Genomic DNA, 14,285 nt, shown 5'->3' with positions numbered 1-14,285 from the left:
AACATGAAATTCAGTGAATCTTGGTTAAGAGAGTGGGTTAACCCAGCTTTAGATACAAATGCACTTTGCGAGCAGCTCAGCATGGCCGGGCTTGAGGTAGATGGCGTTGAGCCGGTTGCGGGCGCGTTTTCAGGTGTGGTGGTTGGCGAGGTAGTGACTTGCACACAGCATCCCGACGCCGATAAGTTACAAGTGACTAAGGTCAATGTGGGTGAAGATGAGCTGCTCGACATTGTCTGCGGCGCACCAAACTGTCGTCAAGGCCTAAAAGTTGCCGTGGCAAAGGTCGGCGCGGTATTACCCGGTGATTTTAAAATCAAAAAAGCAAAACTACGCGGGCAACCATCGTTTGGTATGCTGTGTAGCTTTTCTGAGCTTGGTATGGGCGAAGACCATTCCGGTATTCTAGAGTTGCCGCAAGACGCGCCAGTGGGTCAAGATATTCGTGAATATCTGCAATTAGACGATCACACCATTGAAATTGATTTAACGCCAAACCGTGCTGACTGCCTAGGATTAAAGGGTGTTGCCCGTGAGCTAGGGGTACTTAACCAGCTAGACGTATGCGAGCCGGTGATTGAATCGACTTCACCGACGATTGATAGCGTTAGAGGTATCAACCTTGATGCGCCAGATGCGTGTCCACGTTATTTAGGCCGGGTCATTGAAGGCGTTAATGTTAATGCACAAAGCCCGCTGTGGCTGAAAGAAAAATTACGTCGTAGCGGCGTAAGAAGCATCGACCCTGTGGTTGACGTCACTAATTTTGTATTACTTGAGATGGGGCATCCGATGCATGCCTTTGACAACGATACTTTAAACGGCGATATCACAGTACGTTTTGCTAAGAGCGGTGAGCAAATCACCTTGCTCGATGGCAATGACATAACGATCAATACAGATACCCTTGTCATTGCAGATGAGAAAAATGCACTTGCGCTTGCAGGCATTTTTGGTGGTCTTCATTCAGGCGTTACGCCCGACTCTAAAAACATCTTTTTAGAAGCCGCTTTTTTTAACCCTGATGATATCTTGGGTAAGTCGAGACAATATGCGCTGCACACAGACGCATCGCATCGCTATGAGCGTGGAGTTGACCCTGCTTTACAGCATGCTGCGATGGAACGTGCTACCGCCTTACTGCTAGACATTGTAGGGGGTAAAGCCGGTCCTGTCGTTGAAGCGGTCTCTCAAGAGCATTTACCTGTACGAAATAAGATTACCCTACGTCACCCTCGTATTACACGAGTACTGGGCAAAGAAATTGATTCGGTGCGTGTGAGCGACATGCTAACGCGTTTGGGTATGCAGGTAGATGCCACACAGACGACATATACTGTAGAAGCACCATCCTACCGTTTTGATATTGCCATTGAAGAAGACTTAATTGAAGAAGTAGCGAGAATATATGGCTACAACAACATCGAAAACAAAGCACCGTTAGCGCATTTGCAAATCAATGCTCACCCAGAAAGTGAAGTATCGACGCGCCAATTGAAAACGGTGTTAATGGAGCAAGGTTATCTCGAAGCGATTACCTATTCGTTTGTTGATCCTAAAAAGCAGACGCTGTTATTTCCTAATCTAGAAGGGCTTGCATTACCGCACCCCATTTCTAGCGATATGTCGGTCATGCGCGTGAGTTTGTTACCGGGTTTGTTAAGTGCGCTTTCTTATAATCAGAAGCGACAACAGTCTAATATAAAATTGTTTGAAAGCGGTTTAATATTCACTCCAAGTCAACAAGAAAAGACCGGTGTATTGCAAGTGCCAATGATTGGTGGAGTGCTATGCGGTAACTCTCACGATGAGCATTGGGGCATTGCCAACAGGCCGCTGGACTTTTTTGATGCCAAAGCGATGTGTGAGCAATTAATTGCGATAAATGGTCAATCTGACATGTTTGAGTTTGTGCCGTTTAACGAGCTTGATGACGACGCTACCTTTGCTCAAGATGCGTATCATCCTGGCCAAAGTGCTGCGATTTTATCAAATGGCAGTGTAATTGGCTCAATTGGAGCGATTCATCCTAAGCATCAAAAGGCTTTGGGTTTATCGGGTAAGGTCTTTGGATTTGAGGTGCAAATAACCGCACTAAATGCACGGATATTGCCGCTTGCAGGGGTAATTTCGAAATATCCGATTAATCGTAGAGACGTCGCAATTAGTGTAAAAGAGTCGGTCCAAACAGGTAAACTATTAAAAAGTATTGAAAAAATTGGAATATCTGAATTAGTTGACTTAAACTTGTTTGATATATACCAAGGGCAGGGTATTGAACCTGGATATAAGAGCTTGGCAATTTCAGTTTGGCTACAAAGCACTGAAAAGACTCTGGAAGATGTAGAAATACAAAAATCTGTCGATACAGTAATTACTCATTTACAAGATCAATTTGGTGCAACATTAAGAGACTAATCAAATGGCATTAACCAAAGCGGATATGGCTGAACATTTGTTCGAAAAATTAGGCATTAACAAGAAAGATGCGAAAGACCTCGTTGAACTCTTTTTTGAAGAGATCAAAGAGTGCCTTGAGGCAGGAGAGCAGGTTAAGTTGTCTGGCTTTGGTAATTTTGATTTACGCACTAAAAATGAGCGGCCAGGACGTAATCCTAAAACCGGCGAAGATATTCCCATTAAGGCGCGTCGCGTAGTGACCTTTAGACCGGGTCAGAAACTTAAAAGTCGCGTTGAGAACGTGCCGCCAACGAAGTAAAGGTTTTGATGTACACTGTTAATCACCATAAAAAGCGCTTGTTTTTGACAAGCGCTTTTTGCATTTTTATTATTGCTTGTACGCCCAATGAAGGCGATCAAGTAGATGAGCAGCCATCGACCGCCTCTGAGGCAGTAAACATTATTGAACCTCAACCGTTACTGTCTTTGTCTGAGCTTTTAAGTGCTGAGGATGTTAAAAACGCCCTTGCAGATGCGAGTGCTAACGGCGATACCGTCGCATTAAAAGACTGGCAATCACGTCTGCTCGTTGCCGCCGATGAGGTTGATTTACTTGCCTCAGAGCGCAAGTTAATAAAGGGGGAACAAGGCTTAGTTTTTCTTGAATTTCAAGGCATGAAGACTAATTATCAACGAGACTTTGAGCAAGCGTTCTTTGCTTTTTCAGATGTGGACGCAGTATATGCGAAGTATCCGGCGTTTGAAAACATGCACCAAGCGTCTCGCGACTTGGTCGAAAAACGCGATACCCTTATTTCAAGTATTGCCAATGAGCTCAAAAGCGCCGGTCTAGATGAGCAAACCGCCGTTGCCAATGCTAAGCAGCAGTGGCAACAGGTCATGCAGTCTCAGTAGATACGCATTTATTTGGCAGGGTTAAACACGATAGTGTGTTGTATCGCTTGCGGCAGCAAAGGCGTTAACTCACCGTTGGCGTACTCACTAAAGCCCGCTTCAAAAAACGCTGACATTGGATGCATGGATTGCCCTCCAGGCACGGTCAGGACAGCCTTATCCAAATTCCCGGGGCGAACAATTAAGCGCTGGGAAGCACCAAAACCGCTTCCTTGCACCGCTGGCATAAAACTATCGCCATAACCCGCGACAACGGGCATATTGACAAATGAAGCTAACGGCCCCAAAGAACTCGCAAATGGATGGGTAATTTGTAGCGCGTTGACTTTGCCCCATTGAAGTCCTTCTAACGTGCGTGGATTTGCATCATGACGTTCAATTAAGGTGCTAAGGGTATCATCGTACGCGCCCATCAAAAACGAAGGGTAGTCGGTATATCCTTGAGGTAGCCAGTGGGCTGGCTGTTCTAGTAACAATTGCCAAATCCCCGGTTCAATGCCTCTTAAGCCTTGACGTAAATTCATGTCGAAGGTTGCCAGCTGCTCATCTACCGGGGCCATTAATTGATTAATCACTTGTGAGCGAAAACGCCTGACCAAAGTGTAGCCAATTGATTCAGCACAGGCACACGCTTGCCAATTGTTTAGGTGCTCTAGGTCAGTGGCGTATTTTTGCGGATCGTTTTGTAAGGCGTCCGTTAGTAGGGTATGCCAGCGAGATAAGAACAGGGCTTTATTATCTAACTGTAAATCGTTAAATGCTTTTTCATCAAACTGATTTTGTGCAAATAGGGCATCTACGATTTGTTCTTGTCGGGCACCAAGGGCATAACCTCCGTCACCATATCGAGGGAAATCGTCGGCACTAACCACCCGTGCATTTGCACTCCATACGCGGTCATTATCAGGGTTAAGCACGAATGCAGGCGCACTTTCTTGCTGTGCCCACATCGCCGTATCGACGTCGGTTTCATCGATGGCGCTAAGGCTAGGCGTCGTGCGCGCCGTAATTGCGCCGGTTAACTGCCATGCGATATTACCTTGAGCGTCTGCGACCACCATGTTTTGAACAGGAATGGCAATACTTTTTGCAAGTTCAAGCGCTTGTTGCACATTCGTCACGCCAGCCATTTCTGCCGATTGCATGTTGGCACCGTAGGCTTCTAAGGCAACCCATTTCAGCGCGTACTTTTCACCTGCTAGCTCGCGAACAGGCCCTAGTTCACTCATTTCAAAGGTGTACACATGCGTTTCGCCGTTTGGCAGAGCAATGGTCTCCTCGACGGTGTGTGTAGGAGTGTCTTGAGCAAGGCGTATCCAATCTACATTATCCACATTAGAATTGGTAAAGCCCCAGGCGATATGGCCATTAGTGCCCGCAACCACCAATGGTGTGCCAGGTAGTGAGACGCCGGTAATGGCTATGTCTTGTTCATCTTGCTTGTAGTTGAGCTGTGCACGATACCAAATTGCCGGTACTCCAAGGCTAAGGTGCATATCACTGCTCATCATCGCACTTGTTGAATCGGTAAGATTACCGGACACCGCCCAGTTATTACTGCCAATATCTTGCGGCTCTTTAATCTCAGGTTGCCAGAATGTTTTTGCGGTCAACGCTGACGCATCGCTTTGACGCTCGGGTGACCACAAGACGTCAAGAGAAGGAATGGCTACATCTTCCAATGGCAAAAAGCTTTCGTCAATGGCGGCTTGATACGTGCTGTTTTGATACAAGAAGTCGAGCATGCTTTGACCAAACAGCTTTTTAATGGCGGTGTTTTCAAAGTCGCGGTCCACTTGTGCACGCTGTAAATCCATATACATAGAATAGTTGACTAATAATGAATCTTCCTCGCGCCAAGGGGTAACCTGTGCGCCTAATAAGGTGTATTCAAAACCATTTGCGCCGTGCTCTTCAATAAAAGTGTTCACACCATTAGTGTAGTAAGTGAGTAGACGTTTGTGATCGCTAGGTAAGTTTTCAAATATCTTTTCTGCTCGCTTTCTAAACTGAAAGAAACGTGCTCGTTCGTCGGTTGAAATGGCGCGTTCACCGACAAGCTCCGACAATTCACCAGCCGAATTACGGCGCAGCAAATCCATCTGAAAGAGTCTATCTTGGGCATGGGCAAAGCCGAGCAAGTATGCCGCCTCGTGTTGTGTTTGTGCGTGGACGATAGCACTACCTAATGCATCTCTTGCCAGTGTTGCTTGTGAGTAGACAAACGATGAGCTTCTTTCACCGTCTAAATCCGGTAAGTGGCTATTAAGGAAGAGGTACAAACTTAACGCTGCTAACGAAATGAGCACGAGGGTGGTCACGATTATTATTTTTATAATTTTCATACGTTAGATCTCAATATCGGGGTGCTTAAATCCTTGATTGCAGTAGCGGGCTAATACAAACAAATAGTCTGATAGACGGTTTACATAGGTAATGACAAGAGGATTGACATCGTAAAGCTTTGAAAGGCTCACGCATCGACGCTCTGCGCGTCTTGCAACGGTTCTAGCGACATGCAACTGCGCGGCGACTAAATGCCCCCCTGGCAGGATGAACTTGGTTTGGGTAGGTAGCTGCCCCTGCATTTGGTCAATACTGCTTTCTAAATCTTCGACCATTTGTATGTTGAGTGCTTCGTTGTTTGAAATCGCAAAGCCAATAGAAAACAAGCGTTGCTGAATGTTTTGAAGCTGTGCTGCATAGGCTGATAAGTCTGCTGAGTCAGCATGCACTGTGATGAGTGCGTGAGCCACGCCTAAGTTAGCATTTAATTCATCCAGCGTGCCATAGCATTCAAGTAATGCGTCATCTTTATCGAGTTTCATGACGTCTTGGGCGTAAACCTGAGTTTTGCCTGTGTCACCTTGCTTGGTATAAATTTTCATTCATCTGCCTCTAGGATGATTTCTTGATCTGCTGGCTCTGCAGGTCTTTCAAAACGCTCAAGACGAATAATGATGCCGAAAGCAGGGTGGTCAAAGTAATGCACTTGCTTACTAATGATGCGTCGACGTTGCTTCAATGGAAAGCTTTGAATTTGCTGTTCGCCTTGGGTATCTAAAGAGAGTCGATAATGTTTAAATTCACTGTCAATATGCAGGTATGGCACACGATTTACATATTCTAGGTAGACCTTAAAGATGCCATCAAGCTCCCATACATTATCTAATTCATCGATGGCGTCGGGCTGTGTTTCAGTTTGTTCATCGTTATTCACAGGCAGTAATTGTCTAGCTGCTATCGCATCTCGCATAGCCTTTAGCTTTTCAATGGTTTGGTCGCTTTGCTCAAGTTCTGATGACGCTGTTTCATCGACCACATTGAGCGCTTGGCTCTCTTCAGGGGACAGTGTTTCACTTTGAAACTTCTCGCCTGCAAAAACCCTGTAAAATTCGGCGTTTTGTTCACCAAATACCACCGGTTGACGCCATGTGGTATAGAGCAGGCCTTGTATGCCTCGCTGTCTAAATAGACTTTTTGCATAGTCACTTAAGTAGCGCTCTTCAATAGACAATAACCCATGATAATCCGCCGCGTAATCGTAGCTGGCAAATAAATTTGTGGGTGTTTTATATATATCGTTATATTCAACGTGATCGATGCAAAATACGTCGATAGGCCCAGCAAATACATAGTTGTCCCAAATCGCATATTGATTGATAAAGAGTTCAAGTTCTTGTGCTTGTTGCACACTTAACAGCGGCTCTGCTGCTATCGTAAGTGCTTCATCAGCGCTTGCAGGCAAGGGAGGAAGTTGATATTCCGTTAAGTCAATACCCGCCTGTAATACGGGCGGTTGCTCAATAGGCGAACATTTAGGGAGGTTGGCGGTCATCCGAAACAGCGGGTTACTTTGCTTTAACAGCGCCAATGTAAATAAATCATATGCTTGGCTGGCAGAAAATTCATAGTTCGCTTGGGTAAAATCTTCAGGCTGGTTAGCCGGTAAATCGCGCTTAAAGGCAATAAACTCAACATCAAACCACCATTCACTCTCTTGTTGAGCAAACGCAGGGCCATGAGTTATAAAGCTTGCCACTAATACTATGGCAGCGGTCAATTTAGCAGAGGCAATCGATAGCTTAAGCATTGCTTTCCTTTACAAAATTCTCTAACAGTGAGTGTACCAATTCTATGCGCTGTGCGTTAGCAGTAGTTTTATGAATCACGCGTAAGCGTTGTGGACCATCAAACTTATACTGCTTTGGTTTAGACTGTATTAAGCCAATCAGATAACCTGGGTCAACCTTGGTTTCTTGAGTAAACTCAATCACACCGCCGGTTTCACTAAACTCTATTTTACTGATCCCTAGGGTTTGTGCAGTCAGTTTTAAATGCGCTTGTTTGACCAAATGCTTAGCCGGGTCTGGTAACAAACCAAAACGGTCGATGAGTTCTATTTGGAAGTCGTCAATGTCGTCATCGTTCTTGCAGCCAGCCAACTTTTTATAAAGTGACAGGCGTGTATTGACGTCGGCGATATAGTCATCGGGTATCAGGGCAGGGATACGCAGTTCAATTTCTGTTTGTTGTTCAAGCGCTTCGGTTAGGCTCACTTCCTTGCCTTCTTTGAGTGCTTCTACGGCGCGTTCGAGCATTTCCATGTACAAGGTAAAGCCGACGGCATTAATTTGCCCTGACTGGTCGTCACCGAGCAGTTCACCCGCCCCTCTTATTTCGAGATCATGCGTTGCTAGGGCAAAGCCCGCACCTAAATCTTCAAGCGATGCGATGGCCTCTAAACGCTTAACAGAATCTTTAGTCATACGCTTAGGGTGTGGCGTAAGTAAGTATGCATAGGCTTGATGATGTGATCGTCCAACCCGACCCCGAAGCTGATGTAGCTGCGCCATACCTAAATGGTCAGCACGATTGATGATAATAGTATTGGCACTGGCGACATCAATACCCGTTTCGATAATAGTTGAGCACACCAGTACGTTGTAACGTTGATGGTAAAAGTCATTCATTACCGCTTCTAGCTCGCGCTCGCGCATTTGACCGTGGCCAATGGCTATGCGTGCTTCGGGAACAAACTCTTCTATTTCGGCGGCGGTTTTCTCAATGGTTTTGACTTCATTGTGTAAGTAGTACACCTGACCACCGCGTAAAATTTCCCGCATAATTGCTTCGCGAATGATATCGTCGTGATGCCTTTGCACAAAGGTCTTCACCGGTAATCGCTTGGCAGGGGCAGTGGCTATTATCGACAGATCGCGCATACCGCTCATCGCCATATTCAAGGTTCTAGGAATGGGCGTGGCGGTAAGCGTTAAAATATCGACATCTGCTCTAAGGGCTTTGAACTTTTCTTTTTGCCGTACCCCGAAGCGATGCTCCTCATCAATAATCACCAGACCTAAATCTTTAAACTTGATGTCGCTCTGGAGGAGTTTATGTGTGCCGACGATAATATCTGCTGTGCCGTTTTCAATTCTTTGAGCGGTAAGCTTTTGGTCTTTTGCGCTGACAAACCGCGACATTACCTCAATGGTAAACGGGAATTGTGAAAAACGATTTTTAAAGTTTTCATAGTGTTGCTGTGCGAGCAGGGTCGTGGGCACTAAAATGGCGACTTGCTTACCATGTGCGGCTGCTATGTATGCCGCCCGCATTGCTACTTCTGTTTTACCAAAGCCAACGTCACCACAGACTAATCGGTCCATGGCATTAGGTGAGCCCATGTCTTGAATGACCGCGTTGATTGCTCGTGCTTGGTCGTCAGTTTCAGTATGCCCAAAGCTGTCGGCAAAGGTCTTGTACTCTTGCCAATCGATTGGGTAAGCAAAGCCTGGTTTGGCGGCGCGTTTGGCGTAAATATCTAACAGCTGCGCTGCCACGTCACGTACTTTTTCAGCGGCCTTTTTCTTAGCCTTGCTCCATGTGTCATTGCCTAAGTTATGCAGCGGTGCATGTTCGGCCTCACCTCCGCTGTAGCGGCTGATTAGGTGAAGCGATGATACCGGGACGTATAATTTTGCGCTTTTCGCGTATTCGATACACAGATATTCGGTGGTTACTGCACCGGCGTCTAAGGTTTGCAGACCTAAAAAACGCCCAACACCGTGCTCATAGTGAACAACCGGCGAGCCTTCAGACAGCTCTGCTAAGTTGCGTATGATGGCGCTTTCATCAACAGATTGCCCTCGTTTCACGAGCTTGCGGCGCGCTTGTTTGTGTCCAAGTAATTGCTTTTCGGTAACCACAACTAAGGCAGAGGCTTTGTCACTGCAAATAAAGCTATCTTCTAACGAGCCTATCATCAAAGATACGCCCGCTTGCTTAAGTGCGCTTGGGTCGAATTGCGTGACTGATTTAGGCTTGATTTTGGCCTTTGCGAGGATGTCGAGTAACGCTTCTTTGTGGCCTGTTGATTCAGCAATAAACAATACGGGTGTGTTACTACTTTGCGCTTTTTTTACTTCTGCTTGAATCGCTTGATAAGGATTGGTTGCGCGGGTATCGATGCCAACATTCTCTATTTCAGCGCATTTGAAGTCTGCAAAGCCTTTGCTAGGAGAACCCGTTTTGCTGCTTAACGTCATCCTTGGCCATGCTTTAAGGGCGCTGAGGATTTCGGCAGTACTTTGATAAAGGGTTTGTGGAGATAACAGAGGACGCGCTAAGTTAAACTGATATTGCTCATATCGATTATGTAAATCGCGCCAAAATTTATCACTCGCTTCGCTAAGATGTTCATCGATGACAAACAAGGTATCGTTATGCAAATAATCGAAGATGGTTGCGGTTTTTTCGAAAAACAGCGGAAAGTAGTATTCAACCCCGCCAGGCATGGTGCCTCGACTAACTTGATAAAACACCGACTCTTGGTCAGCATTATTCGCATTTTCAAAACGCTCTAAAAACTGCGTTCTAAAAAGGGTGATCGCCTCTTTATCTGTTGGAAATTCGCGTGCGGGTAACAGGCGAATAGCATCGATTTCTTCAAGACTGCGCTGAGTAGAGGTTTCAAAGAAACGAATTGAATCAATTTCGTCATCAAACAAGTCAATTCTAAAAGGCTGTTCGCTGCCCATTGGAAACAAGTCAATGATACTGCCACGTACACTAAACTCACTGTGCGACATTACTTGCGAAACATGCAGATAGCCGGCTTTTTCGAGCGTGCGGCGAAACTCACTAGGGTCGAGCTGTTGCCCCTTATTCAAATACAGTAAATGTTGGCCAACATATTCTACCGGCGCTTGGCGTTGCAAAAATGTATTTATAGGAATAAGGAACACACCCGCGCGCTTTTTACTTAACAAATATAGCGTTTCTAGACGTTTTGAGACGATATCTTGATGGGGCGAAAATGCGTCATAGGGCAGCGTCTCCCAATCTGGGAACAAGTGTATTTCAAGATCTTGGCCATGGCTGAAAAAACGAATTTCTTTTTCCAGCTGGATGGCATGAGAAGTGTCGGGAGTGACAATCACCAGCGGACCTGTATGGTCCACTGCCGCTTGGGCTAACGCAAGGCTTTTGCTTGCGCCATGCAGATTACTCCAACGAATATGATCAACAACATTAGCATCGTCTCGCCTTGTTTTGGCAAGACGCGGTTCAAATAAAGACATGTATTAAGGGGTTCTCACATTATGAAATTAGTTTGATTGACTCTTTCTTAGCTGAGCGGTTTGCAGATGCAGACTGGCACGAACCAGTAACTCTTGGTCTTGCTCGCGAATATGGGTATAGGCATAACTTATCGCAAATCCGTCTTCCATAGTCTGTGATTCTACCGCTTGAGCCATACAGTAAATGGCGGCGGCTTCTGTTTCTAAAAATAGCTTTAGTATCACGTGACTACCAAGCTCAACGTCGGTTTGACTCGGCAGTACAACACCTCCGCCTCCAAATTTAATGGCCGTGCGTCGAAGTTCTGGGGTATCTTGTTGCAACAAGATATATGACATCATCAGGTCCATTTTACGGGCTTGCAGCTGTAAATAGTTCACAAGTTCGTCAAACTTCTCCCCCATATTGCGAAAGGGGCGCAGAGCTTGGGCTTCGATTTCTGACATTTCCGATGAAATCCTAAATGCGTAGGGCATCGACTCTTCGAACTGATCAAGAGATTGAGCGATTTGTTCATCACTTGCAGGTTCAACGTTGACTCTTAATGGATGGGCAATTAAGTAAAACGCGTTAAATTGTTCAAGTTTGTCTGTCAATGCATTCATGTTGTATCTCGTTAGGAGTTATTGTTCTTATGTCGACTTGCATGGATACCCACATATCAATCGTAATTTTCTCACACAAAGTAAGTCAATTGATAGTAAACTTAGCGCAGTTAAAGGATTTTATCATTATTTATGTCTGTTTCTCAGTTTATTGCTTGGCGTTATTCCCGCGCTGGGGGTCATCAAAGCTTCGTTGCGTTTATTAATCGCTTTTCCGTGATTGGGATCGCTTTGGGTATTGCTGCGCTTATTATTGTGCTATCGGTCATGAATGGACTAGAAGGCCAGCTGAAAACACGTATTTTAGGCATCTTGCCGCACATTGTGGTGGAGCAAAACCAGGGTGTCTCACTCCCAGATAATCTTCAATCACAAACCATAGTGCAAGTACCTTATACTGAGCGTGAGGTCGTGGTGCAGTCGCGCAGTAAGCTCAAAGGGCTGATATTGCAAGGTGTTGATGCTGCTCAAGAGCAGTCGCAGTCGATCATTTCCCAAAATATGGTGCAGGGCGACTACATGTCGCTTTCTTCGGGCAGTTATAACGCAGTGATAAGTCAAATTCTTGCTAGCCAATTAAATGTACGCATCGGGCAAAGGTTACGCGTAATTAGTACAGAGCTGAGCGTATATACGCCTTTAGGTAAAGTGCCGAGTCAGCGATTAGTTACCATAGCGGGTATCTTTAGCGTTAATTCTGAAATGGATGATAAAGTTATTCTGATGCATATTGACGATGTGGCACGTCTATTACGCAGCAAACCTGAACAAATCTCAGACACACGATTGTACTTAAAGGATGCTTTTGAGTTTGCGCCTTTCGCGGAATATTTAGAGGCAAATGACTATGCTTTTAGAACTTGGCGAGAGCGACAAGGGGCCTTGTTTGATGCGGTAAAAATGGAAAAGAACATGATGGTGCTTATGCTACTGTTGGTGATTGCCGTTGCCGCCTTTAATGTGGTGTCTGCATTGGTAATGGTGGTTTCTGAGAAGCGCTCTGATATAGCGATTTTGCAAACCCAAGGTTTATTGCGCATCGATATTTTAAGAATATTCCTACTCAATGGGGTTTTTAATGGCTTAAAAGGGGTGGGTGCTGGCGTTGTACTGGGTTTATTGTGCGCGTATCAACTCAACACGGTCTTGTCTTGGTTTAATACCGGTTTGGCGTTTGGTGAGAATGGTGCGGGATTGCCTGTGGATGTGCAGTGGCATCAAATTGCGATTATTTCCATCAGCAGCGTCGCCGTTTGTGCGCTCGTATCGCTCTATCCAGCATTTAAAGCGGCTTCAATTAAGCCTGCCGATAGCCTCAGAAGTGAATAACCGTTATACTTTGCGCCAAAGTATTGGTAACTAACAGGTAGTAGATATTCTCGTGAATAAAGTATTCATCAATTCCGCAGACCTGCTTCGCGACTCATTTCGCGTAGCTTCTATGGCTTTTAAAGACGGCTTTCGCCCCGACTTTATTGTGGGGATTTGGCGTGGTGGTGCTCCAATAGGCATTGCGGTACAAGAATTTTTTGAATACAAGAATGCGCCTACTGATCATATTGCGGTGCGCACATCCTCCTACTATGGGATCAATCAGCAGTCTAAAGAAATCAAAGTACATGGTTTGCACTACTTGATTGAAAATGCCAACGCCAATGACAAGCTTTTAATTGTAGACGATGTATTTGACTCGGGCCGCAGCGTAGAGGCCTTAATCAATCAAGTGCATTCGTTAATGAGATTAAACACGCCACAAGATATACGTATCGCAACGCCTTGGTATAAACCTGCTAACAATAAAACAACGTTGATTCCTGATTATTTTGTTCATGAAAGCAGCGATTGGTTAGTTTTTCCCCACGAGCTATCAGGTTTGAGTCTTGATGAGCTGCGTCAGGGCAAGCAAGAACTATCTGATATTTTCGATATTTTGTTAGACGACAACTAAGCCTTAGCGCGTGAGCGCTTGCATTCGCAGGCGCTCATACTACTTCCCGTCAAGATAAAACTTATCCTCAAAGGTATATACCAGCTCTGGTTTATAAACTATCAAACACGTCATGGTCATGCCGTTAAAGAAGGCCTCAGGAAACATCATTAATATGGTCATTTGCGCATAGTTGTATTCAATTACATTCCAAGCGTACATTCCGTCAGCGTAAAAATAAGCACTTAAGCTCAGCATTTTTAAGGCCATTGTGATGGCACCGGGAAAGAAAGCGCACAGAAAGATATAAGTGAACAGATGGCGGGGAAGCTTATGAAAGGTCAGCATAAACACCATATAGGTAAACGCGACTGGCAACAGCACTCCTAATAGGCCATTGACACCAAACATCGCTAAGGGTTCTTGTCCTATAATGGTACTGCCTATCAATACAACCGTGGCGGCAATGATTGCCCACCTAAAGCCAAGCACTAAGGTAAGGGCTGTGAGCCACAAAAAGTGCATGACTAAGCCATCGTAGATGCTGACCCGAAATAGCCACAATACAAAAACACATGTCATCGAGCCAAACAAGCGATGTTGAAATCCCTTATCTTGTAGCATTTGTTTTAACGGTGTTTTACTGATCACATAGGCTACAATACCTACATACAAGACCACGCTGATGATTTGTAATGCGCTCAACCCTTCATCCCTTTCAAAGATTCCTCGATGACTATTGGCATGAGTATAACAAATTGATATTTACATAGTGGCGACACATACAAAGTTTTTTGAAATTCGTGGCAAGTCATGTGTTCACCCACTGCGATAAGCTATAATGTTTGCGAATT

Annotated in this window: 11 protein-coding genes; 5 read left to right on the top strand and 6 right to left on the bottom strand. The window is 45.2% G+C overall.

Features of this window, described 5'->3' with window-relative positions; translation table 11 throughout:
• Positions 1 to 3 precede the first annotated feature (3 nt).
• From pheT to KJ365_RS02560, 3 genes are read left to right on the top strand one after another with little or no spacing between them, the layout of a single operon-like run.
• On the top strand, positions 4 to 2,418 hold the full coding sequence (pheT, locus tag KJ365_RS02570; protein ID WP_214450038.1) for a phenylalanine--tRNA ligase subunit beta: 2,415 nt from the start codon (positions 4 to 6) through the stop codon (positions 2,416 to 2,418).
• 4 nt (positions 2,419 to 2,422) lie between these two features.
• Positions 2,423 to 2,719 (top strand): integration host factor subunit alpha, encoded by a 297-nt coding sequence (locus tag KJ365_RS02565; protein WP_214450037.1) that lies wholly within the window; start codon positions 2,423 to 2,425, stop codon positions 2,717 to 2,719.
• 5 nt (positions 2,720 to 2,724) lie between these two features.
• Positions 2,725 to 3,315: a hypothetical protein gene (locus tag KJ365_RS02560; protein ID WP_214450036.1), complete on the top strand. Its 591-nt coding sequence runs from the start codon at positions 2,725 to 2,727 to the stop codon at positions 3,313 to 3,315.
• 8 nt (positions 3,316 to 3,323) lie between these two features.
• Here the strand turns inward: KJ365_RS02560 and KJ365_RS02555 are convergent, their stop codons facing one another.
• Genes KJ365_RS02555 through KJ365_RS02535 form a run of 5 tightly spaced genes read right to left on the bottom strand, consistent with a single transcriptional unit; the run spans position 3,324 to position 11,504 of the window.
• Positions 3,324 to 5,660 carry a penicillin acylase family protein gene (locus tag KJ365_RS02555; protein ID WP_214450035.1) on the bottom strand — a complete coding sequence of 779 codons (2,337 nt, stop codon included), beginning with the start codon at positions 5,658 to 5,660 and terminating at the stop codon, positions 3,324 to 3,326.
• A gap of 3 nt (positions 5,661 to 5,663) precedes the next feature.
• Positions 5,664 to 6,203 (bottom strand): cob(I)yrinic acid a,c-diamide adenosyltransferase, encoded by a 540-nt coding sequence (locus KJ365_RS02550; protein ID WP_214450034.1) that lies wholly within the window; start codon positions 6,201 to 6,203, stop codon positions 5,664 to 5,666.
• Positions 6,200 to 7,408, bottom strand: a complete 1,209-nt coding sequence (locus KJ365_RS02545) for a CsiV family protein (protein ID WP_214450033.1) — start codon at positions 7,406 to 7,408, stop codon at positions 6,200 to 6,202. Before KJ365_RS02545 ends, KJ365_RS02550 begins: the two co-directional genes overlap by 4 nt.
• Positions 7,401 to 10,898 carry a transcription-repair coupling factor gene (gene mfd / locus KJ365_RS02540; RefSeq protein WP_214450032.1) on the bottom strand — a complete coding sequence of 1,166 codons (3,498 nt, stop codon included), beginning with the start codon at positions 10,896 to 10,898 and terminating at the stop codon, positions 7,401 to 7,403. The genes KJ365_RS02545 and mfd overlap by 8 nt, the downstream gene beginning before the upstream one ends.
• Before the next feature lie 27 nt (positions 10,899 to 10,925).
• On the bottom strand, positions 10,926 to 11,504 hold the full coding sequence (locus tag KJ365_RS02535) for a PilZ domain-containing protein (protein WP_214450031.1): 579 nt from the start codon (positions 11,502 to 11,504) through the stop codon (positions 10,926 to 10,928).
• Between the two features lie 132 nt (positions 11,505 to 11,636).
• On the opposite strand from KJ365_RS02535, the gene KJ365_RS02530 reads away from it, so the two are divergent.
• Together KJ365_RS02530 and KJ365_RS02525 are read left to right on the top strand one after the other, a co-directional pair.
• Positions 11,637 to 12,833, top strand: a complete 1,197-nt coding sequence (locus KJ365_RS02530) for a lipoprotein-releasing ABC transporter permease subunit (protein WP_214450030.1) — start codon at positions 11,637 to 11,639, stop codon at positions 12,831 to 12,833.
• A 52-nt stretch (positions 12,834 to 12,885) separates the two neighbouring features.
• Positions 12,886 to 13,452, top strand: a complete 567-nt coding sequence (locus tag KJ365_RS02525) for a phosphoribosyltransferase (protein WP_214450029.1) — start codon at positions 12,886 to 12,888, stop codon at positions 13,450 to 13,452.
• Positions 13,453 to 13,491: 39 nt separating this feature from the next.
• Here KJ365_RS02525 and KJ365_RS02520 read toward each other — a convergent pair whose 3' ends face one another.
• A complete protein-coding gene (locus KJ365_RS02520; RefSeq protein ID WP_214450028.1) occupies positions 13,492 to 14,136 on the bottom strand; it encodes an energy-coupling factor ABC transporter permease in 645 nt (214 codons plus the stop codon).
• Positions 14,137 to 14,285: the final 149 nt, after the last annotated feature.

Origin of the sequence: Glaciecola sp. XM2, assembly GCF_018595715.1 — a bacterium.
Taxonomy (GTDB): domain Bacteria; phylum Pseudomonadota; class Gammaproteobacteria; order Enterobacterales; family Alteromonadaceae; genus Glaciecola.
The sequence above is the reverse complement of the archived record's forward strand: the minus strand, read 5'-3'. Positions and strand labels throughout refer to the sequence as shown.